Genomic DNA, 26,589 nt, shown 5'->3' with positions numbered 1-26,589 from the left:
GCGCCAGCGAGCATGTCTGGCCAGGCTGTCTTCACGGGTGGCTTATCCTACTGGGGGGCGCAGTGCGCCACCACCCGTATCTGTCTGAATGGGTAGATGTTGTGGTTATTACTACATTCTGCCTTGAATCGTCCCCTGAAAAAGGGTATTTCTACGTCAACTTGATAGAAGAACAAACATCATGCCCTCAATGACCGCAGGATCATGCACCTTTGCTCTTTTTGGCGCCCTGGGCGACCTGGCATTGCGCAAGCTGTTTCCGGCTCTATATCAACTCGATCGCGCGCAGTTGCTGCACGCCGATACACGCATTCTCGCCCTGGCCCGCGAGCCCGGCGATGAAGCCCATCACCTGGGTGTCATCGAGGCAGGGTTGCGCAAGTTCGTTTCCGACGCCCAGCTCGAGCCCGACGCGGTGCAGCGTTTTCTGGCGCGGCTGAGCTATGTGCACGTGGACTTTCTGGATGCCGACACCTACGTCGCACTGGCCGAGAAAGTCGGTGACGCCGAACAATTGATCGCCTACTTCGCCACACCGGCGGCGGTCTACGGCGCCATCTGCGAAAACCTGCACAAGGTCGGCCTGACCGCGCGCACCCGCGCCGTGCTGGAAAAGCCTATCGGCCACGACCTGGAATCCTCGCGCCGGGTCAACGATGCCGTCGCGCAGTACTTCCCGGAAAATCGGGTCTACCGAATCGACCACTACCTGGGCAAGGAGACGGTGCAGAACCTCATTGCCCTGCGCTTCGCCAACAGCCTGTTCGAAACCCAGTGGAACCAGAACTACATTTCCCACGTTGAGATCACCGTCGCGGAAAAAGTGGGTATCGAAGGGCGCTGGGGCTACTTCGACCAGGCCGGCCAGCTGCGCGACATGATCCAGAATCACCTGCTGCAGCTGCTCTGTCTGATCGCCATGGACCCACCGGCCGACCTGTCCGCCGACAGCATTCGCGATGAGAAGGTCAAGGTGCTCAAGGCGCTCGCGCCATTCACTGCCGACGGCTTGACCCAGCAGGTCGTGCGTGGCCAGTACATCGCGGGCTACAGCGAAGGCCGTCCGGTGCCGGGTTATCTGGAAGAAGAAAACTCCAACACCCAGAGCGATACCGAGACCTTCGTCGCGCTGCGTGCCGATATCCGCAACTGGCGCTGGGCCGGCGTGCCGTTCTACCTGCGCACCGGCAAGCGCATGCCACAGAAGCTGTCGCAGATCGTCATCCACTTCAAGGAACCGCCGCACTATATCTTCGCGCCCGAGCAGCGCCTGCAGATCAGCAACAAGCTGATCATCCGCCTGCAACCGGACGAAGGTATATCGCTGCGCGTGATGACCAAGGAGCAAGGCCTGGACAAGGGCATGCAACTGCGCAGCGGGCCGCTGCAACTGAATTTCTCCGACACCTATCGCAGTGCGCGCATTCCAGATGCGTACGAGCGATTGCTGCTGGAGGTGATGCAGGGCAATCAGAACCTGTTTGTCCGTAAAGATGAAATCGAATATGCGTGGACATGGTGCGATCAGCTCATCGCCGGCTGGAAGAAATCCGGCGATGCTCCCAAGCCGTACGCGGCAGGTTCATGGGGGCCGATGAGCTCGATTGCCCTGATCACACGCGATGGGAGATCTTGGTATGGCGATATCTGATTTGCAGTTCCCCGAGGGGATCAAGGTTCACGATTGCGTGAGCGCACCGTTGCTGGCCGAAGCCCTGGCCGGCAAGGTCGCCGAGCAACTGCGCGAGGCGATCGAGCGCCAGAACGTGGCAACCCTGGTGGTTTCCGGCGGGCGCAGCCCGGTGGCTTTCCTGGAGTGCCTGGCGCGTCAGAGCCTGGACTGGTCACGGGTAGTGATCTCCCTGGCCGACGAGCGATGGGTGCCGATCGAGCACGCCGACAGCAATGCCGGCCTGCTCAAGCGCCACCTGCTGGTAGGCGCGGTCGAGCAGGCACGTTTCGTCAGCCTGTACCACACCACGTCCAGCCAGGAGGAGGCCGCCGCAGTCGCCGATGACCTGCTCGGCCAATTGCCGCCGATCGACGTGCTGGTACTGGGCATGGGCGATGACGGGCATACCGCTTCGTTGTTTCCCGATAGCCCCAACCTTGAACAGGCTCTGGCGCTGAACAGCGAGCGCCGCTGCTGGCCCATGCTGGCGCCGAGCGTACCGCATCAACGCCTGAGTATGAGCCGTGCGTTGCTGGCCTCGGCCCGCTTCAAAGTGCTGTCGGTGCAGGGCGAAAGCAAGTTGACCACGCTGCGCACTGCACTGGCCGGCGACGACGTGGCGCAGATGCCTATCCGCGCCTTCCTGCACTCCGCGCTGGATATCTACTGGTGTCAATGAATCAAGGAACCGCCGCTATGATCACCACCGAACAACAGCAACGCATGGTCGACAAGGTTGCCCGGATCGACGCCCTGGCGGCGCGTGCGCGAATTCTGCCGGTCATCACCATTGCCCGTGAAGAAGACATTCTGCCCCTGGCCGATGCCTTGGCAGCCGGGGGGCTGACCGTACTAGAAGTGACCCTGCGCTCGGCACTCGGGCTCAGGGCGATCCAGGTGCTGCGCGAGCAACGCCCGGAGCTGCTGGTCGGCGCTGGCACGGTGCTGACCCGCGAAATGCTCGCCGCAACCGAGCAGGCCGGCTCGCAGTTCACCGTCACCCCCGGCGTGACCCAGGACATGCTCGAGGCCGGTGTGGAAAGCTCGTTGCCGTTGCTGCCGGGCATCAGCAGCCCGTCCGAACTGATGATGGGTTACGCGCTGGGCTATCGCCGCTTCAAGCTGTTCCCGGCCGAGGTGAGCGGTGGCGTGGCTGCCATCAAGGCGCTCGGCGGGCCCTTCCCGGAAGTGCGCTTCTGCCCGACTGGCGGCGTCGGCCCGGGCAACATCAACAGCTACATGGCTCAATCCAATGTGATGTGCGTGGGCGGCTCGTGGATGCTCGACAGCCAGTGGATTGAAAACCGCGATTGGGCACGCATTCAGGAGTGCAGCGCGCAGGCGCTGGCTCTGCTCGACTGATTCGACTTCGTTAGGCGCTTCACGGTTGTCTTTCAGTGCGCTCGGTCGGCGCACTTTTTTTTGCCTGAAAGAAAGTTGCCAGGCGGTTCAGCGCCCATCGGCGATGCGCGGCTTGCCATGCTTGACCCGCAGCGGATCGAGCAGGTCGGACAAGCCGTTGTGATCGATTTCCTGCATCAGCGCCAGCAGCCCACCCAGTTCACCTTTAGGAAAACCTTCTCGGGCGAACCAGTTCAGGTAATGCCCCGGCAGGTCGGCGATTACTCGGCCCTTGTACTTGCCGAAGGGCATTACGAAGGTCACCAGCGATTCAAGTTTTTCGGGGTTCATGACTGAGTATTCACAAGGGTGTGGGTCTGCAAAAACGGCGTTGCGCGAGGTTACATGCATTCTGCACGGTCACAAAGTCGTCGATCATGCATAAAGACAGCTTCGGGAAATCGCAGGCTACGTTAACTCTTTGATATAGATGATTTTTGTTTGCTTTGAAAGCTGGCACGAAGGCTGCTGTATTGACAGCATCCCAACGCGGTTTCCGATTTCCACAGGAATTCAAAAAGATGAATGATTCTGCCAAGACGGTTGTTTCCATCCTGAACAAGCTTATCGAGACCTGCAAGGACGGCGAGGAAGGCTTCAAGACCTGTGCCGAAGACATCAAGAACTCGGAACTCAAGGCGTTGTTCACCAAGCATTCGCAGGAATGCGCCGAAGCGGCCGGTGAACTGCAGGCCGAGGTCATTGCACTGGGCGGCACTCCGGAAGACTCCACCAGCGTGAGCGGTGACCTGCATCGTCGCTGGGTCGACGTCAAATCGATCTTCACCGGCAAGGATGAAGAAGCGGTGCTGAACGAAGCCGAGCGCGGCGAAGATGTGGCTTTGAAAGCTTACAAGGAAGCCTTGACCGAGGCGCTGCCGGCCAACATCTTCACCATCGTCGAGCGTCAGCTTGCAGGTGTGCAGCGCAACCATGATCAGGTCAAAGCCCTGCGCAACATCGCTCGCGCCAGCAGCTGAGCAGTCACGCTGTCGCTGTAAAGAAAACGCCCGCATCGGGCGTTTTTTGTTGGTCGATGTTCAGTGGCTGGCCGGCAATGCCGGTGTTCTGGAACCGTCGGTGCGATGGAACAGCCGCTCCAGTTGCAGATAGATCACAGGGGTGGTGAACAGCGTCAGCATTTGGCTGATCAGCAGTCCCCCCACCACGGCGATGCCCAGTGGCTGGCGCAGTTCGGCACCGGCGCCATAGCCGAACATCAGGGGTAATGCGCCCAGCAGTGCGGCCAGTGTGGTCATGATGATCGGGCGGAAGCGCGTCAGGCAGGCTTTGTGAATCGCTTCACGCGCGTCCAGCCCTTCGCTGCGCTGCGCATGCAGGGCGAAGTCGATCATCAGAATGCCGTTCTTCTTGACGATCCCGATCAGCAAGACCAGGCCAATCAAGCTCATGATGGAAAAATCCTGTCCCCATAGCCATAGCAGCAACAAGGCACCCAGCCCAGCCGATGGCAGGGTCGAGATGATGGTCAGCGGGTGAACGAAGCTTTCGTACAGCACGCCGAGAATGATGTAGACCGCCACCAGTGCGGCCAGAATCAGCCAGGGCTGGCTGGCCAGCGAACTCTGGAAAGCCTGGGCAGCGCCCTGGAAGCTGCCGGAGATAGAAGCGGGCATGGCCAATTCGGCTTGCGTGCGTTCGAGCAAACCGACGGCCTCGCCCAAGGCCACGCCGGGCGCCAGATTGAACGACAGGTTGGCTGCCGGAAACAGGCCATCGTGGCTGATCGACAGCGGGCCCTGAGTGGGTGCCTCGACCTTGGCCACGGCCGACAGCGGCACCATTTCGTTGGTCAGGGGCGAGCGCAGGTAGAAGTACTGCAGACTCTGCGCCTTGCCGCGCTGATCGGCCTTGAGTTCCAGAATGACCTTGTACTGGTTGGTCTCGGTCTGGAATTCGTTGATCTGGCGCTGACCGAATGCATCGTACAGCGCCTGGTCGATGTCGCTGGTGGTCAGGCCGAAACGCGAAGCTGCCACCCGATCGATGCTGATGTGGGTCACGCTGCCACCCAGCTGCAGGTCGTTGGACAGGTCGCGAAAGGCCGGGTTGGCACGCAGTCGTTCGGTCAGGCGTTCGGTCCACAGGCTCAGGCTCGGCCCGTCGTTGCTCTTGAGCACGTACTGGTACTGGCTGCGGCTTGGCCCGGCGCTCAGGTTGATGTCCTGTCCGGCGCGCAGGTAAAGCACCACGCCAGGCACCTGGGCGAGCTGGGGCCGCAAGCGGTCGATGAATGCGCTGGCCGACACGTCGCGTTCGCTCTGTTCCTTGAGGCCGATCCAGAATCGCCCGGTGGCGATGGTCTGGTTGCTGCCGGTTACGCCCACGGCGTGGGAATAGGCCCTGACCGCCGGATCTGCACCGACGATACGGGCCAGGGCAAGGTGTTTTTCCTGCATGTCTTTGTAGGAAATGTCGGCGGCCGCTTCGGTCGTGCCGAGAACGAAGCCGGTGTCCTGCACCGGGAAAAACCCCTTGGGGATGAGCACGTAGCCCGCCACCGACAAGGCAACGGTCAAGCCGAACACGGCCAGGGTGACGCGCTGGTGAGCCAGTGCGCGGATCAGACCTTTGTCGTACCAGGCCAGCAGGCGCTCACTGAAGCCCTCGCGCGCGGCGTGTGCGGGGCGGCGCATGAACAGCGCGCATAGCGTCGGTGCCAGGGTCAGGGAAACCACCACCGAAATGAGGATGGTAGAGGTGGCCGTCAGCGCGAATTCCTTGAACAGGCGCCCGACCACGCCGCCCATGAACAGCAATGGAATGAACGCGGCGATCAGCGAAAAGCTGATCGACACTACCGTGAAGCTGATCTCGCTGGCACCCTTGATCGCCGCTTCACGCATGCCATCGCCAGCCTCCAGATGGCGATGGATGTTCTCCACCACCACGATCGCATCGTCGACCACGAAACCGACACTGATGACGATGGCCACCAGGGTCAGGTTGTTCAGGCTGAAACCCATCAGGTACATGGCGGCGAACGTTGCGATCAGCGAAACGCCCAGCACGCTGGACACGATCAGCGTGGCCGACAACTGGCGCAGGAACAGGGCCATGACGGCCACCACCAGCAGCACGGCGATCAGCAGCGTCAGCTCCACTTCGTGCAGTGATGCACGGATGGTCTGGGTGCGGTCGTTGAGTACGGTGACATCCACGCTTGCCGGCAGCATCTCCTGCAGGCGTGGCATGGCGGCCAGTATGCGGTCAACCGTGTCGACGATGTTCGCACCGGGCTGGCGGAAGATCGTCAGGTTCAAGCCTGGCTGATCACCCGACCAGGATTGCACATAGGCGTTCTCCGCACCCTTGATCACGGTTGCGACGTCCTTGAGTTGTACCGGTGCGCCATTACGGTAGGCCACCACCAGTTGCGCGTACTCATGAGCCTCGAAGAGCTGGTCGTTGGTGGTCAATGTGGACACACTGGTGTCACCGTACAGAGCACCCTTGGCCAGGTTCAGGCTGGTCTGCTGGATGGCACCCCGCAGGTCGGCAAGCGTCAGCTCCAGCGCTGCGAGGCGCTCTGGGGCTGCCTGCACACGGATCGCCGGGCGTTGCTGGCCGGTGATGTAGACCTGGCCAACGCCCTCGATCTGGCTCAGTTGCCTGGCCAGCAGGGTTTCGGTGTAGTCGCTCAACACGTGGGTGGGCATCTGCGCCGAACTCACGCTGAGGATCAGCACCGGGCTGTCCCCCGGATTGACCTTGCGCCAGGTAGGCAGGTTGGGCATGTCCTGCGGCAAGCGTCCGGCTGCCGTGTTGATCGCCGCCTGGACCTCCTGGGCGGCGGTGTCGATGCTTTTGCTCAGGCTGAACTGCAGGATCAGGTTGGTCGAGCCCAGGGCGCTGCTGGAGGTCATCTGGGTCATGCCGGGAATGGCGCTGAACTGCACCTCCAGCGGCGTGGCCACCGAAGACGCCATGGTCTGTGGACTGGCGCCGGGCAGTTGCGCGTTGACCTGGATGGTCGGAAAGTCCGCTTCGGGCAGTGGCGCGATCGCCAGCCGGGTGAAAGCCAGGCCACCGAGCAACACCAGCGCCAGGGTCAACAGCACGGTGGCCACCGGATGGTCGATGCACCAGGCGCTGATCGAGCGCCCGGTGCTCATCGCAAGGTCGCTGCGTTGTCCACCGTTGGCTCGAGCACCTGTACGCGGGCTCCCGGCCTCAACCGCGATTGCCCGTCACTGACCAGCACGTCGCCCGCAGCGACGCCGTCTATCAAGCTTTGGGTCGACGTCTGGTAGCGCACCTGCACCGGTACCTGCTCGACTTTGGCGTCTGTCACGCGGTACACATAATGGCCTTCGATACCGCGCTGCACTACGGGCAACGGCACCACCAGAGCGTTGCGTTCGACGCCGACCTGCAAGCCGACACTGACCAGTTGGCCTGGCCACAGGGTGTGTCGGTCGTTGTGAAACTCGGCCTTGGCGCGGATGGTTCCGGTGCTTGCGGCAATCTGATTGTCGAGCAGCGTCAGGTGACCCTCACCCACCAGCTTGCCCGTTTCGGTATCGCCATCGAGGTAGGCGCGCACCACTGCCGGCTGCGGCCGGTCGAGCAAGGACTGCAACGTCGCCAGCTCCTGCTGGGGGAGCGAGAATTCCACCGCGATGGGGTCGATCTGGGTCACTGTGAACAAGCCTTCGGCATCGCTGACACGCAGGAAGTTGCCCGGATCCACACGGCGGATACCGACCCGACCGGTCACCGGAGAGTGAATCTGGGTGTAGGACAACTGCACCTGAGCGGCAGCGATGGCGGCCTGATTGCCTTGCAAGGTCGCGGTGAGCTGGTCGAACAGGGCCTGCTGTTCGTCGAGCAACTGGCGCGAAATACCATTGTCGCGACTCAGGTCCTTGTAGCGGCGCAGATTGACCCCTGCCACCTGCAACTGCGCCTGGCTCTGGCTGGCTTGCGCCCGCGCCTGAGCAAGGCTGGCGCGAATGGCACGATCGTCGATGCTGGCCAGCGCATCACCCTTGTTCACCCATTGGCCTTCCTTCACGGCGACCTGCGCCAGAACCCCATCGACCTGCGCGCGCACGGTCACGCTGTGCAGCGAAAGCACCGAGCCGATACCGGTGAGATAACGCGGCACATCGGCCTGCACCACGGTGATTACACGCACCGGGATGGGCATTGCCGGCACTGGCTTGTTCGCTGCAGTGCGATCAAGCAGCAGCCAGGCCGCGCCTGACACGACGACAAGCAGCAAGCCTGCCAGTAACAGCGGTCGGATGGCTATGCGCATGCGTATCGGGCACCGGCAGGGGGAAGAGCTGGCAGTTTGACCTTAGTCGCGTCGCCTTGCCAAGCCCAAGCCCCGGCGTGATTGGTCGTGCGCAGGCCACGCCTGCCGCGCGCTCCTGATTCGGAAGGGAAAAAATCGTTCGGCTTCGCTGGAAATACACCAACAGTATCTATCGGGTTTTTCCTACGAGTTGCGCTGAATAGACCTATAGCGCCGCCCAGTTGATCACCAGAGACTTTCTTCCTTACAACAAGTCGATAAATGAAGGAAGGCCAGTGATCGTTATGGACTGTGTGAAGTATGGCAAAGGATTGCTGCTGGCGAGTCTGATTCCCGTGATGCTGGCGTTGCTGTACGTCAGCACGCTGCCGGCGGCGATCAAATGCTGTGCATTTCAACTGGCCCTCGCCCTGGGCATGCTGGTGTTGCTGTCGACACGCGTGCCGTGGGTAAGGGTGCTGGTGGTCGCCTCGTTCATGCTCAAGTTCGCGGCCCTGGAGGCCCTCGACGAGAAAGCTGGCAACGTGCCGTTCATCAGTATTCTCTACGCATTCATTTTGCTGTGACGCTACTTGCCCTGTACCGAATCCCACGGGGTCACGAACGCCTTGCGGCTCTGTTTTTGGTACAGGCAGAGTTCTGCGCCAGGCTGGTTCTTCATGTGCGCCTGCGGGTAGCGGCCTTGAATGAGCACTGCGGTATAGCCCACGCGGTCTTCGAACTCGGCGGGAGCGCTGGCCACTCGGGCCTGTTTCAGCGTGGTGGCTTTCAGGCAGGTGCTGGCGACGCGCTTGTCGTGTTCCGCCCACGCCTGGTCGGTCGATGCCATCGCGTGGGTGGTGAAGCCGCCGAGTGCGAGCAACAGGGTCAGGTAGGTTTTCATGGTCGTGGTTCCTGCGCCTTGTGAACAGGCAGCCATTATGCCCAACTGATGTTCATATGCGTACCTGGACGCCTGCGCCAGGCCCCGGCTGTTTCAGCGTGCCTGCTCCGTGACGAAGCGCGCCGCGGTGATCAGGCAGCCGGTGAGTTCCGGAGAGGAAAACTTGGTCAACACCGCGTTGGCACCGGCCAGGCGCGCCTTCTCGCTGTTCATCGTGCTGTCCAGCGAGGTGTGCAGCAGGACGTAGAGGTCCTTGAAGTCCGGTGTATCGCGCAGCGTGCGGGTCAGCGCATAGCCGTCCATTTCCGACATCTCGATATCCGATACCAACACATTGATCTGCGCATCGGTACCCTGCAGCTCCAGCAGGCAATCGATCGCCTCGCGGGCGCTGCGCGCCGTGCGGCATTCGATGCCCAGTGTGCGCAGGGTGATGAGCGACTGCTGCAGCGCCACATGGCTGTCGTCCACGACCAGAATCCTGGCGTTGGCAAGGCAGCGCGCGTCGGCATCGCTCAAGCGTTGAGGGTCGCCCTGCAGTCGCGCCGGGGCGATACCGTGGATGACTTTCTCGATATCCAGCACCTGCACCAAGGCACCGTCCACCTGGGTAACGCCGGTGATGAACGACTTGGTACCCGAGCCGTAGGGCGGCGGACGAATATCGGTGCTCAGGCAATGGACGATGCGGCTGACAGCCTGCACGTGCAGGCCTTGCTTGGAGCGGCTGACGTCGGTGACGATCAGGCAGCCGCCGGAAGGATCGAGCAAGGGCTGCTCACCGATCGCCCGGCTCAGGTCGATGACGGACAGCGCCTGGCCACGCAGGGTTGCCACGCCCTTGACGTGCGGGTGCGCTTCGGGAAGCCGGGTCAGGGCAGGGCAGGGGATGATCTCGCTGACCTTGAGCAGGTTGATGGCCATCAACTTGCCGCTGCGCAAGGTGAACAGCAACAGCGAAAGGGAATCTGCGCGGGCGTTCTGGGATGCCATGTGAACCTTCTTGATGAAACCGATGCAGGGCCGTGAACAGTCGACCCATCGAGTGCGTTGCCTATGTATCGACTCGGCGTGCGCAGGCTTTAACGCGATCGTCGACAGGCTGCGAGCAGGGTCTTAACGTCGGTTTAATCGACAGAGCATAACTGTAGCGAGGTTGGCGGAAATCTCTGGTTACATCGTATTTCCGGATTTTTCCTACAGTCGTCCGCGCGAGTCAGCGTGTAGACTGGCGCCCATCGAAAACCCGCCCGTTTTGGCCTGTGAAGGGAAAGCTGCAATGAACGAAGTCAACTTGCGCCTGAACCGCGAACGCCGTTTCCTGGTGCTGCTGGGAGTGATCTGCCTGGCCCTGATCGGCGGCGCGCTGTACATGCAGATCGTGCTGGGCGAGGCGCCATGCCCGCTGTGCATCCTGCAACGCTACGCCCTGTTGTTCATTGCCCTGTTCGCGTTCATCGGCGCGGCCATGCGCGGCCGTACCGGCGTGACCCTGTGCGAAGGGCTGGTGGTGCTCAGTGCGCTGGGCGGTATCGCAGCCGCCGGCCGCCATGCGTGGGTGCTGGCCAATCCAGCGGTCAGCTGCGGCCTCGACACGTTGCAACCCATCGTCGACGGTCTGCCCCTGGCCAATCTGATGCCCAGCGTGTTTCAGGTGCAGGGGTTCTGCTCCACGCCCTATCCACCGGTGCTGGGCCTGTCGCTGGCGCAATGGGCGCTGGTAGCTTTCGTGATGACGGCTATTCTTGTACCACTGGGCATCTATCGCAATCGCACTCGCCGCTGAGTATTCCAGCACGCACGCCCGGTCATTATTCGTGCCGGAATCCGATTCCCCGTTGATGGGGTAAAGGCGCGAATGTGGCAACGTGTCGCCCTTGAGTTTGCAAAAGCCTCGTAATTACGGGCCTTTGCAAGGGTTGACCGGGGTGCGACATCGTGTCGCAAGGCTTTGAAAGTGCGTCGGATTGTTGCATAATTTGGAAATACCTGTTGCCGGATTAGTCGTAGTCAATGGGTAATAGGCTCACTACAATCGCGGAAATTTCAGTGGGTCAGTGCCTCAAAAAGGGCAGGTCAGGTGGTCGCATGCACCAATGACAGGCACTTTTCGTACCGTTGGCACTGCCTGGCTGAACCCTTGCGTGGTCCGTGCACTCAAGGGAAGGAGTATGCAGCCCTTCGGCTGCGCACGTCATGACAGCTGCACCGCTCCAGACCGGTCTTGTCATCCCGCAGCAACTGCGAGCCTGGCATGTCCGTATTCAATCCCGATATAAATGCTGGCGCTTGGCAGGTCGAAGTGTTGGCTACCAAAACACAATTGCATTGAAGCAAGCTGCTCTAGAGGTCGTGAGATGAGTAAAAAGCGTTACCCCAGACTGTTTGGCATACTGCCCTTTTTAGGCATGCTTTTTCTCGGCGGGTGCAAGTGGACCCTGATCGACTCGAAAGGGCAGGTGGGCATCGACGAACGCAACCTGATCTACATCGCCACCGGGCTGATGTTACTGGTGGTGATCCCGGTCATCGTCATGGCGCTCGCGTTCGCCTGGAAGTACCGTGCCTCGAACAAGGAAGCGACCTACACGCCTGAATGGGCGCACTCCACCAAGATCGAACTGGTGGTATGGGGCATCCCGCTGCTGATCATCATCGCGCTGGGTTACGTGACCTATGTGTCGACTCATCACCTGGACCCCTACCGTCCGCTGGAATCCGAGCACAAGCCGGTGACCATCCAGGTCGTGGCGCTGGACTGGAAGTGGCTGTTCATCTATCCGGAACAAGGCATCGCCACGGTCAACAAGATCGTCTTCCCGGCGAATGTACCGGTCAACTTCCGCATCACTTCCGACTCGGTCATGAACTCGTTCTTCATTCCGCAGCTTGGCGGCCAGATCTACGCGATGGCCGGCATGCAGACGCAGCTGCACCTGATCGCCAATGAAAATGGCGAGTTCGACGGCATTTCCGCGAACTACAGTGGTGCAGGCTTCACCGGCATGAAGTTCAAAGCAGTCGCTACGACCCAGGCCGATTTCGATGCATGGGTCAGTGAAGTGAAGAGCGCGCCTAAGCAGCTCGATGCAGCTACCTACGAAGCGCTGGCCAAACCTAGCGAGAAAAACCCGGTCGAGCTGTATTCCTCGTACGTTCCGAACCTGTTCCAGACCATCATCGACAAGTATGAAGGGATGAACCCAGGCAAAGGCGTCAGCCACGAAGGGAAACAGGCCTCGAACGAAGGGATGGACATGGGCAAGAATTCAGCTGCTGGGGCAGAGGAGTAAAAGATGTTCGGTAAACTTAGTCTGGAAGCGGTGCCCTTCCACGAGCCGATAGTGATGGTGACACTTGCCGTCGTTGCGCTGCTCGGGGCGGTGGTGTTCGGTCTGATCACCTATCACAAGAAGTGGACGTACCTGTGGACCGAGTGGTTCACGTCGGTCGACCACAAGAAAATCGGCGTCATGTACATCGCCGTTGCCCTGGTCATGCTGTTGCGGGGCTTTGCCGACGCCATCATGATGCGCTCGCAACAGGCTGTGGCCACTGCTGGCTCGACCGGCTTCCTGCCGCCCGAGCACTATGACCAGATCTTCACCGCTCACGGTGTGATCATGATCATCTTCATGGCCATGCCATTCATGATCGGTCTGATGAACATCGTCGTGCCGCTGCAGATCGGCGCACGTGACGTAGCCTTTCCGTTCCTGAACTCGGTCAGCTTCTGGCTGTTCGTGGTCGGCGCGCTGCTGGTCAACATCTCCCTGGGGGTCGGCGAGTTCGGCAAGACGGGCTGGGTGGCGTATCCACCGCTGGCGGGCATCCAATACAGTCCCGGAGTCGGTGTCGACTACTACATCTGGGCACTGCAGATATCCGGTCTGGGTACATTGCTGACGGGCGTCAACTTCATCGTCACCATCCTGAAGATGCGTGCGCCCGGCATGACCCTGATGAAAATGCCGGTGTTCACCTGGAACTGCCTGTGCACCGCTGTACTGATCGCTGCATCGTTCCCGATCCTCACCGCTGTACTGTTCATGCTGACGCTTGACCGTTATCTGGGCTTCCACTTCTTCACCAACGAGCTTGGTGGGAACCCGATGATGTACGTCAACCTGTTCTGGGCCTGGGGTCACCCCGAGGTGTACATCCTTATCCTGCCGGCATTCGGTGTGTTCTCGGAAGTCACTTCAACGTTCTGTCGCAAGCGCCTGTTCGGTTACGTGTCGCTGGTATGGGCAACCATCGCCATCACCGTGCTGTCGTTCATCGTCTGGCTGCACCACTTCTTCACCATGGGTTCGGGTGCCAACGTCAACGCCTTCTTCGGCATCATGACGATGGTGATCGCGATCCCGACGGGTGTGAAGATCTTCACCTGGCTGTTCACCATGTACCGCGGCCGCATCGAGTTCACCACTCCGATGCTGTGGACCATCGGTTTCATCGTGACCTTCAGCATCGGCGGCATGACCGGCGTTCTGCTGGCAGTGCCCGGTGCTGACTTCGTGTTGCACAACAGCCTGTTCCTGATCGCTCACTTCCACAACGTGATCATCGGCGGTGCGGTATTCGGTTACCTGGCCGGCTTCACTTTCTGGTTCCCGAAAGCCTTCGGCTTCAAGCTCAACGAGCGCCTGGGCAAGTACTCCTTCTGGTGCTGGCTGGTAGGTTTCTACCTGGCGTTCATGCCGCTGTACGTGCTGGGCTTCATGGGCATGACCCGTCGCCTGAACCACACCGACAACCCAGACTGGACGCCGTGGCTGTACGTGGCTTTCGTCGGCGCGCTGTTCGTGGCTGCCGGTATCGGCTTCATGCTGCTGCAACTCTATGTCTCGATCCGCGACCGTCATCTGAACCAGGACGTCTCGGGCGACCCATGGGATGGCCGTACCCTGGAGTGGTCGACTTCGTCGCCACCACCGTTCTACAACTTCGCCGAGCAACCAGTGGTTTCCGACCTGGACGCTTACTGGGGCATGAAGGAACGTGGTGAAGCCACTGCCAACGCTGCGGACTACAAGCAGATCCACATGCCGCGCAACACCGGTATGGGCGTGCTGATGTCGTTCTTCGGTCTGATTCTGGGTTTCGCTGCCATCTGGCATATCTGGTGGGCGGCTGCGATCGGTCTGGCCGGCATGGTCATCACCTTGATCGTGCGCAGCTATGACGATGACATCGACTACTACGTACCGGCTGAAGAAGTCGCTCGTATCGAAGGTGAACGCATGGCTCGCCTGGCAAACGCCGCACGAGTTGATTCTCGTCTGAACTCCACGGTGGAGAAGGCTTAAACAATGTCTAACGCAACCCTAAACGCGGAAGTGGCTCACGAGCACGAGCACGGTCATGACGATCACGATCATCACGATTCCGGGGGCATGACTGTCTTCGGTTTCTGGATCTACCTGATGACCGACTGCATCCTGTTCGCGTCGATCTTCGCCGCCTACGCAGTACTGGTTAACAACGTTGCCGGTGGCCCCTCGGGCCACGACATCTTCGAGCTGCCGTTCGTGGCAGCCGAAACCGCACTGCTGCTGTTCAGCTCCATTACCTATGGCTTCGCCATGCTGGCGCTGCACAGCAACGACAAAAGCGGTGTGATGAAGTGGCTGTTCGTCACTTTCCTGCTGGGCGCAGGCTTCATCGCGATGGAAATCTACGAGTTCCACAAGCTGATCGAAGAGGGCTTCGGCCCGCAGCGCAGCGGCTTCCTGACCGGGTTCTTCACCCTGGTCGGTACCCACGGCCTGCACGTGACCAGCGGTTTGATCTGGATGGCGGTGCTGATCGCCCAGGTCAAATCCAAAGGCCTGACCGCAACCAACAACACGCGCATGAGCTGCCTCAGCCTGTTCTGGCACTTCCTGGACGTGGTCTGGATCTGCGTGTTCACCGTCGTCTATCTGATGGGAGCTCTGTAAATGGCAAACCCTCATACCACTTCGGCCGGTAGCAGCCACGGTAGCTACAAGTCGTACATGATCGGTTTCGTGCTGTCGGTCATCCTGACCGCGATTCCGTTCGGCCTGGTGATGTTTCCGAGCATGTCCAAGGAAGCCACCCTGTGGATCGTGATGATCTTCGCGGTGATTCAGGTGCTGGTTCACCTGGTCTACTTCCTGCACCTGGACCGCACGTCCGAACAGCGCTGGAACGTGATTGCCTTCGTGTTCTCTGCGTTGATCATCGCGTTCTTGGTAGGCCTGTCGCTGTGGATCATGTTCAGCATCCATCACTTCATGATGGCGAAGTAAGGAACCCGGACATGTCCGTAAAGCACTTTATCCAAATCACCAAACCGGGGATCATTTTCGGTAACGTGCTTTCCGTGGCAGGTGGGTTCTTCCTGGCCTCTCAAGGGCATGTCGACATCGGGCTGTTTCTGGCCACGGTGATCGGTACATCGCTGGTAGTGGCGTCGGGCTGTGCATTCAACAACTGCATCGACCGTGACATCGACGTGAAGATGGAGCGCACCAAGAATCGCGCGTTGGTTCAGGGGCAGATTTCGGTGAAGGTCGCACTGATCTTCGCCACGCTGCTGGGGGTTGCCGGGATGGTCATGCTGTACGCATTGGCCAACCCGCTGGCGGCCCTGTGCGGCTTGATCGGCTTCGTCATCTACGTGGGCTTCTACAGCCTTTATCTGAAGCGCAAGTCGGTGCACGGCACCCTGGTCGGCAGCCTATCCGGTGCCATGCCTCCGGTGATCGGTTACGTGGCAGTGAGCAACAGCTTCGATCTGGCGGCATTGACGTTGCTGGTGATGTTCAGCCTGTGGCAGATGCCCCATTCGTATGCGATCGCAATCTTCCGCTTCAACGATTACCTGGCGGCTTCGATTCCGGTGCTCCCGGTCAAGCGGGGTATCGTGGTGGCGAAGAAGCATATCCTGATCTACATCCTGGCTTTCCTCCTGGCGACGCTGATGCTGACCCTGGGTGGCTATGCCGGCATGAGCTACCTCGCAGTTGCCGCAGCCATGGGCATGTACTGGTTGTACATGGCCTGGACAGGTTACAAGGCGGTCGATGACAAGGTCTGGGCGCGCAAGCTGTTCGTGTTCTCGATCTTCACCATCACCGCGTTGAGCGTAATGATGTCCCTGGATTTCAAGGCGCCGGGCGAGCTGTTGCTGACCTACGCGCATTGATCCTGCTGCAGCGATAAAAACGCCCCGGACCGAACAGTTCCGGGGCTTTTTTTGGGGCAAAGGTTGGATCCGCACCGCATATTGCGCTTTACATCCCCGCATCGGCCCCGTTATCTTTCGGGCTGGCCACCGCAGTGGCCAACGTCGCTCGGACGGTTCCGGGCGCTTACGTATCCGAGGAAGTCATGGCCGAACCTGTTCGCCCGCGCCGCTTTGCGCGCATCGATCGTCTCCCCCCCTATGTGTTCAATATCACCGCCGAGTTGAAGATGGCTGCGCGTCGGCGCGGCGAAGACATCATCGACCTGAGCATGGGCAACCCCGACGGCGCCACGCCACCCCATATCGTCGACAAGCTGGTGACCGTTGCCCAGCGCGAAGATACTCACGGCTACTCCACTTCCCGCGGCATCCCGCGGCTGCGCCGGGCCATTTCGCGCTGGTACAAGGACCGCTATGCGGTCGATATCGACCCTGAAGACGAAGCCATCGTCACCATTGGCTCGAAAGAGGGCCTGGCGCACCTGATGCTGGCCACGCTCGACCAGGGTGATACCGTGCTGGTGCCCAACCCCAGCTACCCGATTCATATCTACGGTGCGGTGATCGCCGGCGCCCAGGTGCGCTCGGTGCCGCTGGTGCCGGGCGTGGACTTCTTCAACGAGCTGGAGAGGGCGATCCGCGAATCCATTCCCAAGCCGAAGATGATGATCCTGGGCTTTCCATCCAACCCGACCGCGCAGTGTGTGGAACTGGATTTCTTCGAGCGGGTGGTGGCCCTCGCCAAGCGCTACGACGTGTTGGTGGTGCATGACCTGGCCTATGCCGATATCGTCTACGACGGCTGGAAAGCCCCGTCGATCATGCAAGTGCCGGGCGCCAAGGACATCGCCGTCGAATTCTTCACCCTGTCCAAGAGCTACAACATGGCTGGCTGGCGGATCGGCTTCATGGTCGGCAATCCCGAGCTGGTCAATGCGTTGGCACGCATCAAGAGCTACCACGATTACGGCACGTTCACGCCGTTGCAGGTCGCAGCCATCGCCGCGCTCGAAGGCGATCAACAGTGTGTGAAGGACATCGCCGAGCAGTACCGCCAGCGCCGCAACGTGCTGGTCAAAGGCTTGCACGAACTGGGCTGGATGGTCGAGAACCCCAAGGCGTCGATGTATGTCTGGGCCAAGATTCCGGAGGCCTACGCGCACATGGGCTCGCTCGAGTTTGCCAAGAAGCTGCTGGCCGAAGCCAAGGTCTGCGTCTCGCCCGGCATCGGCTTCGGTGACTATGGCGACGACCACGTACGTTTTGCGCTGATCGAAAACCAGGATCGCATTCGGCAGGCCGTGCGTGGCATTCGCCAGATGTTTCGCAACGACAAGAGCTGACGCTTTACCCTGGCATATCGTGCCACTCGTACTGCATCTGCCGAGCGGTGAGGCGCGCCGCATCGGCACCGAGCAGGCGTGCCACCAGATGCAGGCTCATGTCGATGCCGGCGGAAATCCCGGCGCTGGTGACCAGGCTGCCAGCATCGACATAGGGCACATTCTCCCGCACATCGAGGTCCGGGTAGCTCTCGCGCAGCTCCTGGATGTCGGCCCAATGGGTGGTGACGCTCTGCCCCTCCAGCAGGCCAGCCTTGGCCAGGATCAACGCGCCACTGCATACCGAAGTGAGCAACCCGGTCGTCGCCGCCATCCGCCGCACCCACGCGAGGGTATTCGGGTCATTTACAGGTTGATCGATCACGCCCCCCGGCACGATCAGCACATCGCTGTGTACCTCTTCATCGAACTGGGCGTCGGGCTGCACCCGCAGCTCGTAGCGGGCGGTGAGCAGGTCGCGACTGGCCGCAACCGTGCTGACCACGAATGGCGCGTGAATGCTCAAACCGTCGCGCAGCGCAACGCGGCTGGCAACGCTGAACACTTCGTACGGCCCGGCGAAGTCGAGAATCTCGATGCCGGGGTAGAGCAGGATGACAACCTGCAAGGGGCGGTCGAAAATCTGCAATTCGGGGGGCAAGGCCTTGGACATACGGTCACTCCAGTCTGGAGCACGCATCATCGAGCTGAACGGTAAAAGGGTAAATGACAGTTACCCCACAGATCCTGCCAAAGTGTCGTGATTGCTTGCATCGCACGTTTGCGCGGCCAGGGCTGAAATTGTTTCTCGACGTTGCAATTGCCGAACATCACCTTTTTAAATGGCAACCTGATCCTGGCTTTTGGCCGATTGCGCGTAAACTTATCCTTCTTCGCGAGGCGGTCGACCATCACCGCACTCGTCCGCTGTGCCTCTGGCCAGTCATCGGCCAGGCTTCATCTTCACTTTCAGGATCATATCGTCATGACCAAACGGCTCACCAGCGCTCTGCTGGCTTGTGTATTGCTCGGCTCCAGCGCTGCCCACGCGCAGAAGGCGCCACCACCGGTGCAGCTATCCCTGCTCGGGTCTGGCGGCGTGGTCAGTGCCATGCAGACCATCGTCGTCGAATACGAAAAAGCCACCGGCATCAAGGTCACCGTGCTGCCTTCGCCTGCCATCGGCGACAACCCCATGGCCATCTCCAGTCGACTGGAGCGCGGTGAGCGAGCCGATCTGGTGCTCACCGAGGACGCCGCGTTGAATAAACTCATTCAATTGGGTGAAGTGCAGCGCGAACCCCGCGTGGATGTCGGCAAGTCCTTCATCGCCATGGCCGTACGCCAAGGTGAGGCCAAGCCAGACATCGGCAGTGTCGACGCCTTTCGCAAGACGCTGATAGACGCCCGCTCGCTGGCCTACTCCAACAGCACCAGCGGCCTGTACCTGTCGCACCTGCTGTTTCCGCGCATGAAACTGGCCGAACAGCTTCGCGACAAAAGCAGCCTGGTAGACAGCGAGCCCGTGGGTGCCGTGGTTGCTCGGGGCGATGTGCAGCTGGGTTTCCAGCAATTGAGCGAGCTCAAGGCGGTACCGGGCATCGATATCGTCGGCCTGATTCCAGATGCGGTGCAGAAGATGACTTTGTATTCGGGCGGTGTCACGCGTACCAGCGCCCACCCTGAAGAGGCCGCCGCATTGCTGCAGTACCTGAGCACACCGGCAGCCCGTCTCGCCATTCAGGAAAGCGGGCTTACGCCGGTGCATTGATCACGCCGGGCGCCAACGGTGGTCTAAAGAATCTTCACGGTATGAAAGGCCACGGTGTCATAGGGCACGGTTACTTCCTGCTTGTCCTTGAGCTGGGGGTGGGTGGCAATGATTTCGCGGACTCTCTGGTAAATCGGCTCTTGCTGTTCAGGGGGGAGGGTGGCGATGAAGCTGATGGAGCGCACCCGGTTGAGAATCACGTCTTCCGGCGTGCCGGTGTGCGAATGGCTGAAGTGCTTTTCCACCAGCGGGTGGGCGAAGCCCTTGTGCGGGAACATTTCACGCCACTGTTGGGTGTAGAACCGCGGGCTGTCACCGGCCACCGCGCTGACCACGTCCGCCACCTGACGTACCCAGTCCTCGCGGGTATCGCGCAGGTTCCAGATCATTCCCAGGCGTCCGCCGCGCTTGAGCACCCTGTGGATTTCCTTCATGGCCTCGGGTTTGGCAAACCAGTGGAAGGAATGCGCGCAGATCACTGCATCCACTGATTCGTTTTTCAACGGGATCTCTTCGGCGGCACCTTCGAGTATCTTCACGTAGGGCTTGTCGCCCCAGTTGAGCTGCAGCTTTTCGCGCATGGCGGCAACCGGTTCCACCGCGAACACCTCGGCGCCGATGTCGACCAACCGCGGAATGAACTTGCCAGTCCCCGAGCCCAGGTCGAGTACCGTTGTATGGGGTGGGTCCCATTTGCTGTGCGGCTTGATCTGCATGATCTCGCGCAGCCAGTTGTCGAGTTCCTTCGGGTAGTCCGGGCGCCCCTTGTCGAATGAGCTGGCACCCTGCAGATAGCCTTTTACAGCCGTCGATGGAAGGAGTTTGAGAAGTTTTTCGGTCAAGCTCTTGGGGTTTGTGGTGCTACTGTTTTTGTCGAAATTGCTCATGTTCGCCCTCGCACGCTTGCTAGCGCGGTTGTTGTCGCCAGGCTGATTGCACAGCGCAACGCCCAACCAGCCACGGTGGGCGTTATAAGACAAAGCGTAGCCCAAGGTCGTTGAGGTCACCTTTAATTCGTGCAGGGTGGGGTGAAACCGGATCAGCGTCCGTCGGAAAGTGTCTGGGCAACCGATGCCTCTGCCTGCTCGTTCAGCCACTGTCTGAAGACGGCGCACTTCGTGCTTTCTTCCGGCAATCGCGGGTACAGCACCACGTACTTCGAACCATCGCGAGTGAAGCCGAAGGGCGCTACCAGTTGCCCGGATGCCAGTTCCTCTTGAACCATCAACAGTGACGCCACGCTCACGCCCAACGCAGCAGTAGCGGCCTGCAGGCACAGGTAGAAATGCTCGTACTCGACGGTTGCCACTTCCCCTGGCACTTTCTTCGCCAGTCGCAGCCACTGCTCCCAGGCAGCCGGTCGTGTGCTGCTGCGCAGCACGTGCACACCACTCAATCGCCTCACCGATTCCGCCAAGGCGGGCGCGCAAACCGGACCGACCCATTCAGGACACAACGCAGCACTTTCGACTGAATCGTCCCAGCGAAAATCGTCGCGTCGAATGGCCAGGTCAGCGCCGCATCGAGAAAAGTCGATCGGCCCACCCGCCGCCAGCAATTGAATCTGGATCTGCGGGTGCGCCTGATGGAAGGCAGGCAGGCGGGGAATCAGCCATTTCATCGCAATCGTCGGTTCGCAGGACACTACCAGCGTGTCTTCGCGCGCTTTTTGCTGCACCTGGCGGACCGCCTGCTCCAACTGCTCGAACATCGGCTGCGTGACGTCGTGCAGCAGCCGTCCTGCGTGGTAGAGAAAGACCGCACGATTGCGCCGATCGAACAGCTCCACCCCTAGCGCGTCTTCCAGCGAGCGAATCTGGCGGCTGACCGCGCCGTGCGTCACGTGCAGTTGCTCGGCCGCCTTCATGAAGCTTTGGTTCTGCGCAGCGGCGTTGAAAAAGCGGAAAGAGGCGAGGGGCGGAAGGCTCATACGAACGACGAAATCTCACAGGTTTCGACGACTATAAATCGTTTTTTCCTGCCTGCGCAAAACTCCATGATTGCGCTCGTTGCCGGGCATTTTGGCAGCCTTACCAATAAAATGGAGAGAATCCATGGAAGATATGCATAAGCGTGCAATGCCGAGCAGCGCCATTGGACTGAGGCTTTTCGAGCCGTCAATCAACGATGTATGTGAAAGCGTGGCTCACAGTGGCTTCGCCTTTCTGCAGCCTCCCACGGTCGCTCACTTGCTGGACACCGTCGTGCCTGGCTTCATCCAGGACTGGGAACAGTTTCGGCAAAGCTGGGATCATCTGCAGCAGGATACATTCATGGGGGATGGCGGCACCTATCGCCTGCGTCGCCATGCGACCCTCTCCATCGAGCAAGGCAGTCGCCACTGGCAGGCTTGCGCTCATCGACCGCATTACCAGAACGTCGAGCACAACGGCCTCAACGGCGGCATCGTCCGGCATTACGCGCCGTTCACGACCGAGGTCTGCTCAGGCAAGGTGTTTTCGGCAGTGATGGACCTGTGCTGCGCCTTTCTCGGCGTCCTCGCTGGGCAAAGTGCCTGGCATATCGAAGCGCATCAGTTCCGTATCTATGCATCCCGCGGAGCGGCGTCTCCGACACCTGAAGGTGTGCACCGCGATGGCGTCGACTTCGTGTTCATGCTGCTGGTCAATCGAGTCAACGTGATGGAGGGCGAGACGTCCATCTACGACAATGACCTGCGGCTGCTGGCAAGGCACTCGATGATCCATGAACTGGAAGCCGCCCTGCTCAACGATGAGCAGGTTCGACACGGCGTCAGCGCCGTCATCCCCATACACCCCGATCGACCTGCCCACCGGGATGTCCTGGTCGTCACTTTCAAGAAACGTTGACGGGACGTGATCATGAACGAATTATTGGCAGTCGCCCTGATTACCGTATTGGCCGTCATCAGCCCGGGCCCGGACTTTGCCATGGTCACCCGCAACAGCTATGCCTACGGGCGTCAGAGTGGTTTGATCGCGGCTTTGGGCATTGCTTGCGGTGTACAGGTGCATGTGTTCTACACCGTGTTCGGCATCGCCGTGATCATCACTCAGTCGCCACTGTTGTTCATGGGCATGAAATGGCTGGGTGCCGGTTATCTCATCTACCTAGGCGTGCGCTCGTTGCTCAACACCTCCAAGTTGGCATTGGCCAACGTGGGAGGCGGGGCGCCGTCATTGTCCAGCGCATTTCGGACAGGCTTCTTCACCAATGCCCTCAATCCCAAGACCATGCTGTTCGTGGTAGCCACTTACAGTCAGGTCGTACAGGCGGGCAGTTCGATAATGACGAACTTTGCCTATGGCTTGTTCATGTCGTTCTCGCACTGGGTGTGGTTCAGCATCGTGGCGCTGTTCTTCTCGTCCGGGCCGCTGCGTCGGCGGATGCTGGAGAAACAACACGTTGTCGATCGGGTGATCGGCACCGCCCTCATAGGGTTGGCCGCGTGCCTGGTACTGCCGGGCCTTGGCAGTTGAGCCATTGCACCACCTCCGCCGCGGCTATTTGTCCGGATGTGTGCGGTGCAATGGGCGTCAAACCGGCTGCAGCTTCTTCTCGAACACCACCACGCCATCCAGATCACGCAGTTGCACGGTCATTTCCCCGCTCTGGCCTTCGATCTGTACTTCGCCGAAAAACTGGAAACCTGCGAACGGTGAGGTGTTCTGGGCCGGTGGTGCTTTCTGGAACACCACCTGTGGGCCAAAGGTGGCGTCCAACGGGTTGGGGCCGAAGCTGCCGGCGTTCAGTGGCCCGGCGACGAATTCCCAGAATGGTTCGAAGTCCTGGAAGGCGGCGCGGTCCGGATGGTAGTGATGCGCTGCGCAGTAGTGCACGTCGGCGGTCAGCCAGACCGTATTGACCACTTTCTGCTGGCGCACGAAGCCGAGCAGCTCGGCGATCTCCAGCTCGCGCCCCTTGGCGGCCCCATCATCGCCATTGGCGATCGCCTCCCAGCGCCCGACCCCCGGGCTCATTTCTCCATCCGGGACACCCAAGCCGATGGGCATATCGGCGGCAATGACTTTCCATTGGGCCTGCGACCCTTTGAGCCCGGACTTCAGCCAGTCCAGTTGCGCCTGTCCAAGAAACGCCGTGCGGGCTTCGGGCTTGGCCGCCAGGTTGTCGTCGTTGCCACTGCGGTAGCTGCGCATGTCCAGGACGAAGATGTCCAGCATCGGCCCATAGCTGAGCTTGCGGTAGATACGCCCGCCGTTGTCGGCGCGCTGCAGGCGCATGGGCGCGTACTCGAGCCATGCCTGACGCGCGTTGCCAACCAGATGACGGATGTCGCGGTTCTGGTAGCGCGCGTCGAGTTGCTTGCTGGGCGACCAGTTATTGGTCACCTCGTGGTCGTCCCATTGCCAGATCTGCGGCACCTCGGCATTGAAGCGCCGCACGTTTTCATCCATCAGGTTGTAGCGGTAGTTGCCGCGGTACTCGTCCAGAGTTTCCGCCACCTTGCTCTTGGCTTCGGTGGTGATGTTGCGCCATACGCGGCCATTCTCGGTGGTCACCGTGGCGGGCACCGGCCCATCGGCGTAGATGGTATCGCCGCTGTGGATGAAGAAATCCGGCAGGCGCAGACGCATGGCTTCGTAGATGCGCATGCCGCCGATATCAGGGTTGATACCGAAACCCTGGCCCACTGTGTCGCCGCTCCACACGAAGCGGATGTCGCGACGCTGCGAAGGCTCGCTGCGCAGATGGCCGAACCACGGCTCGCTGCTGACGCCGGTCTGCGCGTCTTCGAACTGCACGCGATAGAAGATCGCCTGGTCCACCGGCAGGCCGCTAAGTTCGACCCGCGCGGTGAAATCGCTGCCCACGTCGGCCAGTGGCGATACCGAACGGCGAGGGTTGGTGAACATGCTCCGCGTATCCCATTCCACCACCATGCGTGCCGGGCGGTCGCAGCGGCTCCAGACCATGGCCCTGTCGCCCATCAGGTCGCCGGACTGCACGCCGTCAGTCAATTGCGGCCGGTCCTTGACCGAGGCGATCACCGCTGGCGCCAGCCCAGGCAACAGAAAGCCTGCCCCCACGGCTTGCACGAGGCGACGGCGCTTGAGATCGAACATGGTCATGGCATAGCCCTTGGAAAGTGAAAGGGCTATGTAAGCGTGGGGATGTGACAGGTGCGTGAAGGTCAGCGCAGTTCTGTGGTGTGACAGTTTCTGCGGCCGGCAGGCTGGTATTGAATGCACCGATCGGTCATTGGTCGAACCGTCGATGCAGTTCGGGGAACAACAACTGCGCAAACCAGACGGGAAGGCCTGGATGCAGCTGTCTCGATTTGACTGACGGTGCATCTATCAAGCCCATTGTCACCAGCTTGTTCAATTGGCCACTGGCAACGCGGTCATGCAAGCCTGTATAGATCTTGAAGTCAGACCGTGACACCTCCCCTTGCGTAAGCAGAATATGCAGCGCCCTTGCCATTTCTTGTTTTACACCCGCGTGCTCGAAACGTGGTTCGAAAGTCACAGCGCGTTCCAGGCGCTGGCGCAGTGTTGCCAGACCCATGGCGTGCTCGACGTACACCATTTGGTCGAGACAGACCTGCAACACGAACTCGACGAACTCCAGTAACCCCGACTGTGTGAGTTGTCCTCGACCGTCCAGATCACCACTACGCGGCTGAATATAAATATACAATCGAAATTTCCGATTTATTTCTCGCGGTCACAGGCGTCATGCTGGCCCACCCTAGCCGGAGCACCGCAGCGGTTCGGGGCAATCGCTCGGTTACCAGCTAGTTGCCCATTACCCTTCATGCGGTGTCAGCCAGACGTAACAACTTCGCTCGCCGAAGTTGCCTGCAGCGTACGCAGCCCTGTGAGCACGGCGGTCAGCATCAACAGCCCGGCACCGATGGCAACGGCGAATCCGGCGCGAGTACCGAAGTGGTCGATGACCATACCGGCGACTGCCCCACCCATCGCGATGCCGACACTGACGCCTGTACTCAACCAGGTCAGTCCTTCAGTGATCTTGCCGGGCGGCAGGATTTTCGTGCCGATGTTCATCACCACGATCAGCGTCGGTGCGAACGACATGCCGGTGATGAACAGCAATCCGGTGAGCCAATACACATTGGGCGCAAAAATCGGCAACGTCGTCGCCACGGCAGTGAATACCGCGCCGATCAGCAGCTGAGTTTCGTATGCCAGCCCACTTCTCACTGTCCCGAACGTGATCCCGGCAACCATCGACCCTGCAGCGAACCCCGCGAGAATAAAGCTGGCGGCGGCTGGCCAGCCTTGTTCCTTGGCAAACGCCACTACTGCGACATCGACCGAGCCGCCGAGCAACCCCAGCGCCAGCATCGCCACCACGATGATCCGCAAGGCAGGAATGCGCAGCGGAGAAGTGGATGGACCCTTGACCACCGGCACCGGCGGCGGCTCGGTTTCATGCTGGCGCAGAAAGGCAACCACGCCCACGGCCAACAACACGGCGGCTACCAGCGGGCCGGCTTGTGGAAACAGACCGCTGCTCAACGCGATGGACAGCGGTGGACCGACGATGAAGGTGAACTCCACCAGCACTGTATCCAGGGAGTAGGCGGCGTGCAGTTGTGGTTTTCCGCGAAACAGGTAGGCCCAGCGTGCGCGGATCATTGCTCCGAAACTGGGGAGCACGCCCGCCAGGGCGGCCAGCACGAACAGCACCGGCAGCGGCGCATGCCAATGCACGGCGCCGATCAGGGCCAGGAGCATGCCGATACTGAACGCCGCGACGGGCGCCAGCACCTTGCGCTGGCCGCGCTGATCCACCAGTTTCGAAATCATCGGCCCGAGTATGGCGCTGGTCAGGGTATAAGTGCCCGCCACTGCGCCTGCAACCCAATAGCGCCCGGTTTCATGCACGAGCATGGTGATGAGGCCCAGCCCGATCATGGTCTGTGGGAGCCGGGCCATGGAACCCGCCAGTAACAGAGCCACGACGCCCGGGGTTGCGAAGAATGTACGGTAGGCATTACTCATGTGAAGGGCGGAACTCCGTGTTCGCGGGGGGCATGAGGGAGAAGTTTACAGGGCCAACGAGGC

At 60.5% G+C, this 26,589-nt stretch carries 25 protein-coding genes and 1 pseudogene; 15 read left to right on the top strand and 11 right to left on the bottom strand.

Translation table 11 applies throughout. From position 1 onward, the window contains the following. The first annotated feature begins 181 nt into the window (after positions 1 to 181). Genes zwf through H7993_RS09090 form a run of 3 tightly spaced genes read left to right on the top strand, consistent with a single transcriptional unit; the run spans position 182 to position 3,034 of the window. A complete protein-coding gene (gene zwf, locus H7993_RS09100; protein WP_122479598.1) occupies positions 182 to 1,651 on the top strand; it encodes a glucose-6-phosphate dehydrogenase in 1,470 nt (489 codons plus the stop codon). After that, positions 1,638 to 2,351 (top strand): 6-phosphogluconolactonase, encoded by a 714-nt coding sequence (gene pgl, locus H7993_RS09095; RefSeq protein WP_185794100.1) that lies wholly within the window; start codon positions 1,638 to 1,640, stop codon positions 2,349 to 2,351. Before zwf ends, pgl begins: the two co-directional genes overlap by 14 nt. Beyond that, positions 2,348 to 3,034, top strand: coding sequence for a bifunctional 4-hydroxy-2-oxoglutarate aldolase/2-dehydro-3-deoxy-phosphogluconate aldolase (locus H7993_RS09090; RefSeq protein WP_185794099.1), 687 nt, complete (start codon positions 2,348 to 2,350; stop codon positions 3,032 to 3,034). The genes pgl and H7993_RS09090 overlap by 4 nt, the downstream gene beginning before the upstream one ends. Positions 3,035 to 3,121: 87 nt before the next feature. Here H7993_RS09090 and H7993_RS09085 read toward each other — a convergent pair whose 3' ends face one another. Next, on the bottom strand, positions 3,122 to 3,364 hold the full coding sequence (locus H7993_RS09085) for a DUF3820 family protein (RefSeq protein WP_122479595.1): 243 nt from the start codon (positions 3,362 to 3,364) through the stop codon (positions 3,122 to 3,124). A gap of 230 nt (positions 3,365 to 3,594) precedes the next feature. Here H7993_RS09085 and H7993_RS09080 point away from each other — a divergent pair, with 230 nt between their 5' ends. Further along, positions 3,595 to 4,053 carry a ferritin-like domain-containing protein gene (locus H7993_RS09080; protein WP_185794098.1) on the top strand — a complete coding sequence of 153 codons (459 nt, stop codon included), beginning with the start codon at positions 3,595 to 3,597 and terminating at the stop codon, positions 4,051 to 4,053. Positions 4,054 to 4,113: 60 nt separating this feature from the next. Here the strand turns inward: H7993_RS09080 and H7993_RS09075 are convergent, their stop codons facing one another. Next, positions 4,114 to 7,209: a multidrug efflux RND transporter permease subunit gene (locus H7993_RS09075; RefSeq protein WP_185794097.1), complete on the bottom strand. Its 3,096-nt coding sequence runs from the start codon at positions 7,207 to 7,209 to the stop codon at positions 4,114 to 4,116. After that, a complete protein-coding gene (locus H7993_RS09070) occupies positions 7,206 to 8,357 on the bottom strand; it encodes an efflux RND transporter periplasmic adaptor subunit (protein ID WP_185794096.1) in 1,152 nt (383 codons plus the stop codon). Before H7993_RS09070 ends, H7993_RS09075 begins: the two co-directional genes overlap by 4 nt. A gap of 275 nt (positions 8,358 to 8,632) precedes the next feature. Here H7993_RS09070 and H7993_RS09065 point away from each other — a divergent pair, with 275 nt between their 5' ends. After that, positions 8,633 to 8,923: a hypothetical protein gene (locus H7993_RS09065; protein WP_163007611.1), complete on the top strand. Its 291-nt coding sequence runs from the start codon at positions 8,633 to 8,635 to the stop codon at positions 8,921 to 8,923. Positions 8,924 to 8,925: 2 nt separating this feature from the next. Here H7993_RS09065 and H7993_RS09060 read toward each other — a convergent pair whose 3' ends face one another. Further along, positions 8,926 to 9,240, bottom strand: coding sequence for a hypothetical protein (locus H7993_RS09060; protein WP_122479590.1), 315 nt, complete (start codon positions 9,238 to 9,240; stop codon positions 8,926 to 8,928). Between the two features lie 93 nt (positions 9,241 to 9,333). Beyond that, positions 9,334 to 10,233 (bottom strand): chemotaxis protein, encoded by a 900-nt coding sequence (locus tag H7993_RS09055; RefSeq protein WP_122479589.1) that lies wholly within the window; start codon positions 10,231 to 10,233, stop codon positions 9,334 to 9,336. Between the two features lie 286 nt (positions 10,234 to 10,519). Between H7993_RS09055 and H7993_RS09050 the strand changes: the two genes are divergently transcribed. From H7993_RS09050 to alaC, 7 genes are all read left to right on the top strand, one after another. Beyond that, positions 10,520 to 11,026: a disulfide bond formation protein B gene (locus tag H7993_RS09050; RefSeq protein WP_122479588.1), complete on the top strand. Its 507-nt coding sequence runs from the start codon at positions 10,520 to 10,522 to the stop codon at positions 11,024 to 11,026. Between the two features lie 571 nt (positions 11,027 to 11,597). Further along, a complete protein-coding gene (gene cyoA / locus H7993_RS09045) occupies positions 11,598 to 12,533 on the top strand; it encodes a ubiquinol oxidase subunit II (RefSeq protein ID WP_122479587.1) in 936 nt (311 codons plus the stop codon). Between the two features lie 3 nt (positions 12,534 to 12,536). Continuing rightward, positions 12,537 to 14,552, top strand: coding sequence for a cytochrome o ubiquinol oxidase subunit I (gene cyoB, locus H7993_RS09040; RefSeq protein WP_122479586.1), 2,016 nt, complete (start codon positions 12,537 to 12,539; stop codon positions 14,550 to 14,552). Between the two features lie 3 nt (positions 14,553 to 14,555). Further along, entirely contained in the window at positions 14,556 to 15,185 is a 630-nt protein-coding gene (locus tag H7993_RS09035) for a cytochrome o ubiquinol oxidase subunit III (RefSeq protein ID WP_122479585.1), read from the top strand. After that, a complete protein-coding gene (cyoD, locus tag H7993_RS09030) occupies positions 15,186 to 15,518 on the top strand; it encodes a cytochrome o ubiquinol oxidase subunit IV (protein ID WP_122479584.1) in 333 nt (110 codons plus the stop codon). It abuts the gene before it with no gap. An 11-nt stretch (positions 15,519 to 15,529) separates the two neighbouring features. Continuing rightward, positions 15,530 to 16,417 carry a heme o synthase gene (cyoE, locus tag H7993_RS09025; protein WP_122479583.1) on the top strand — a complete coding sequence of 296 codons (888 nt, stop codon included), beginning with the start codon at positions 15,530 to 15,532 and terminating at the stop codon, positions 16,415 to 16,417. 185 nt (positions 16,418 to 16,602) lie between these two features. Further along, positions 16,603 to 17,802, top strand: a complete 1,200-nt coding sequence (alaC, locus tag H7993_RS09020) for an alanine transaminase (protein WP_122479582.1) — start codon at positions 16,603 to 16,605, stop codon at positions 17,800 to 17,802. 4 nt (positions 17,803 to 17,806) lie between these two features. On the opposite strand, the gene H7993_RS09015 is transcribed toward alaC, so the two are convergent. After that, positions 17,807 to 18,454, bottom strand: coding sequence for a DJ-1/PfpI family protein (locus H7993_RS09015; protein ID WP_185794095.1), 648 nt, complete (start codon positions 18,452 to 18,454; stop codon positions 17,807 to 17,809). 312 nt (positions 18,455 to 18,766) lie between these two features. Here H7993_RS09015 and H7993_RS09010 point away from each other — a divergent pair, with 312 nt between their 5' ends. After that, entirely contained in the window at positions 18,767 to 19,552 is a 786-nt protein-coding gene (locus H7993_RS09010) for a substrate-binding domain-containing protein (RefSeq protein ID WP_122479580.1), read from the top strand. 23 nt (positions 19,553 to 19,575) lie between these two features. Here H7993_RS09010 and H7993_RS09005 read toward each other — a convergent pair whose 3' ends face one another. Both H7993_RS09005 and H7993_RS09000 read right to left on the bottom strand, forming a co-directional pair. Next, positions 19,576 to 20,439, bottom strand: a complete 864-nt coding sequence (locus H7993_RS09005) for a class I SAM-dependent methyltransferase (RefSeq protein WP_185794094.1) — start codon at positions 20,437 to 20,439, stop codon at positions 19,576 to 19,578. Positions 20,440 to 20,521: 82 nt separating this feature from the next. After that, positions 20,522 to 21,482, bottom strand: a pseudogene (locus H7993_RS09000) (LysR substrate-binding domain-containing protein). Between the two features lie 124 nt (positions 21,483 to 21,606). On the opposite strand from H7993_RS09000, the gene H7993_RS08995 reads away from it, so the two are divergent. After that, a complete protein-coding gene (locus H7993_RS08995; protein WP_185794092.1) occupies positions 21,607 to 22,383 on the top strand; it encodes a 2OG-Fe dioxygenase family protein in 777 nt (258 codons plus the stop codon). 12 nt (positions 22,384 to 22,395) lie between these two features. Beyond that, positions 22,396 to 23,013 (top strand): LysE family translocator, encoded by a 618-nt coding sequence (locus H7993_RS08990; protein ID WP_185794091.1) that lies wholly within the window; start codon positions 22,396 to 22,398, stop codon positions 23,011 to 23,013. 57 nt (positions 23,014 to 23,070) lie between these two features. On the opposite strand, the gene H7993_RS08985 is transcribed toward H7993_RS08990, so the two are convergent. The 3 genes from H7993_RS08985 to H7993_RS08975 form a co-directional block, all read right to left on the bottom strand. Continuing rightward, a complete protein-coding gene (locus tag H7993_RS08985; protein ID WP_185794090.1) occupies positions 23,071 to 24,624 on the bottom strand; it encodes an alkaline phosphatase D family protein in 1,554 nt (517 codons plus the stop codon). A gap of 127 nt (positions 24,625 to 24,751) precedes the next feature. Further along, positions 24,752 to 25,195: a hypothetical protein gene (locus H7993_RS08980; protein WP_185794089.1), complete on the bottom strand. Its 444-nt coding sequence runs from the start codon at positions 25,193 to 25,195 to the stop codon at positions 24,752 to 24,754. A gap of 125 nt (positions 25,196 to 25,320) precedes the next feature. Further along, entirely contained in the window at positions 25,321 to 26,526 is a 1,206-nt protein-coding gene (locus H7993_RS08975) for an MFS transporter (protein ID WP_185794088.1), read from the bottom strand. Between the last annotated feature and the right edge of the window lie 63 nt (positions 26,527 to 26,589).

It is taken from the genome of Pseudomonas baltica, from assembly GCF_014235765.1.
Taxonomy (GTDB): Bacteria; Pseudomonadota; Gammaproteobacteria; order Pseudomonadales; family Pseudomonadaceae; genus Aquipseudomonas; species Aquipseudomonas baltica.
The sequence above is the reverse complement of the archived record's forward strand: the minus strand, read 5'-3'. Positions and strand labels throughout refer to the sequence as shown.

Excerpts from the sequence above, each read along its gene's own strand:
- zwf (WP_122479598.1), top strand. The coding sequence starts at position 182 with ATGCCCTCAATGACCGCAGGATCATGCACCTTTGCTCTTTTTGGCGCC.
- pgl (WP_185794100.1), top strand. The coding sequence starts at position 1,638 with ATGGCGATATCTGATTTGCAGTTCCCCGAGGGGATCAAGGTTCACGAT.
- H7993_RS09090 (WP_185794099.1), top strand. The coding sequence starts at position 2,348 with ATGAATCAAGGAACCGCCGCTATGATCACCACCGAACAACAGCAACGC.
- H7993_RS09085 (WP_122479595.1), bottom strand. The coding sequence starts at position 3,364 with ATGAACCCCGAAAAACTTGAATCGCTGGTGACCTTCGTAATGCCCTTC.
- H7993_RS09080 (WP_185794098.1), top strand. The coding sequence starts at position 3,595 with ATGAATGATTCTGCCAAGACGGTTGTTTCCATCCTGAACAAGCTTATC.
- H7993_RS09075 (WP_185794097.1), bottom strand. The coding sequence starts at position 7,209 with ATGAGCACCGGGCGCTCGATCAGCGCCTGGTGCATCGACCATCCGGTG.
- H7993_RS09070 (WP_185794096.1), bottom strand. The coding sequence starts at position 8,357 with ATGCGCATAGCCATCCGACCGCTGTTACTGGCAGGCTTGCTGCTTGTC.
- H7993_RS09060 (WP_122479590.1), bottom strand. The coding sequence starts at position 9,240 with ATGAAAACCTACCTGACCCTGTTGCTCGCACTCGGCGGCTTCACCACC.
- H7993_RS09055 (WP_122479589.1), bottom strand. The coding sequence starts at position 10,233 with ATGGCATCCCAGAACGCCCGCGCAGATTCCCTTTCGCTGTTGCTGTTC.
- H7993_RS09050 (WP_122479588.1), top strand. The coding sequence starts at position 10,520 with ATGAACGAAGTCAACTTGCGCCTGAACCGCGAACGCCGTTTCCTGGTG.
- cyoA (WP_122479587.1), top strand. The coding sequence starts at position 11,598 with ATGAGTAAAAAGCGTTACCCCAGACTGTTTGGCATACTGCCCTTTTTA.
- cyoB (WP_122479586.1), top strand. The coding sequence starts at position 12,537 with ATGTTCGGTAAACTTAGTCTGGAAGCGGTGCCCTTCCACGAGCCGATA.
- H7993_RS09035 (WP_122479585.1), top strand. The coding sequence starts at position 14,556 with ATGTCTAACGCAACCCTAAACGCGGAAGTGGCTCACGAGCACGAGCAC.
- cyoD (WP_122479584.1), top strand. The coding sequence starts at position 15,186 with ATGGCAAACCCTCATACCACTTCGGCCGGTAGCAGCCACGGTAGCTAC.
- cyoE (WP_122479583.1), top strand. The coding sequence starts at position 15,530 with ATGTCCGTAAAGCACTTTATCCAAATCACCAAACCGGGGATCATTTTC.
- alaC (WP_122479582.1), top strand. The coding sequence starts at position 16,603 with ATGGCCGAACCTGTTCGCCCGCGCCGCTTTGCGCGCATCGATCGTCTC.
- H7993_RS09015 (WP_185794095.1), bottom strand. The coding sequence starts at position 18,454 with ATGTCCAAGGCCTTGCCCCCCGAATTGCAGATTTTCGACCGCCCCTTG.
- H7993_RS09010 (WP_122479580.1), top strand. The coding sequence starts at position 18,767 with ATGACCAAACGGCTCACCAGCGCTCTGCTGGCTTGTGTATTGCTCGGC.
- H7993_RS09005 (WP_185794094.1), bottom strand. The coding sequence starts at position 20,439 with ATGAGCAATTTCGACAAAAACAGTAGCACCACAAACCCCAAGAGCTTG.
- H7993_RS08995 (WP_185794092.1), top strand. The coding sequence starts at position 21,607 with ATGGAAGATATGCATAAGCGTGCAATGCCGAGCAGCGCCATTGGACTG.
- H7993_RS08990 (WP_185794091.1), top strand. The coding sequence starts at position 22,396 with ATGAACGAATTATTGGCAGTCGCCCTGATTACCGTATTGGCCGTCATC.
- H7993_RS08985 (WP_185794090.1), bottom strand. The coding sequence starts at position 24,624 with ATGACCATGTTCGATCTCAAGCGCCGTCGCCTCGTGCAAGCCGTGGGG.
- H7993_RS08975 (WP_185794088.1), bottom strand. The coding sequence starts at position 26,526 with ATGAGTAATGCCTACCGTACATTCTTCGCAACCCCGGGCGTCGTGGCT.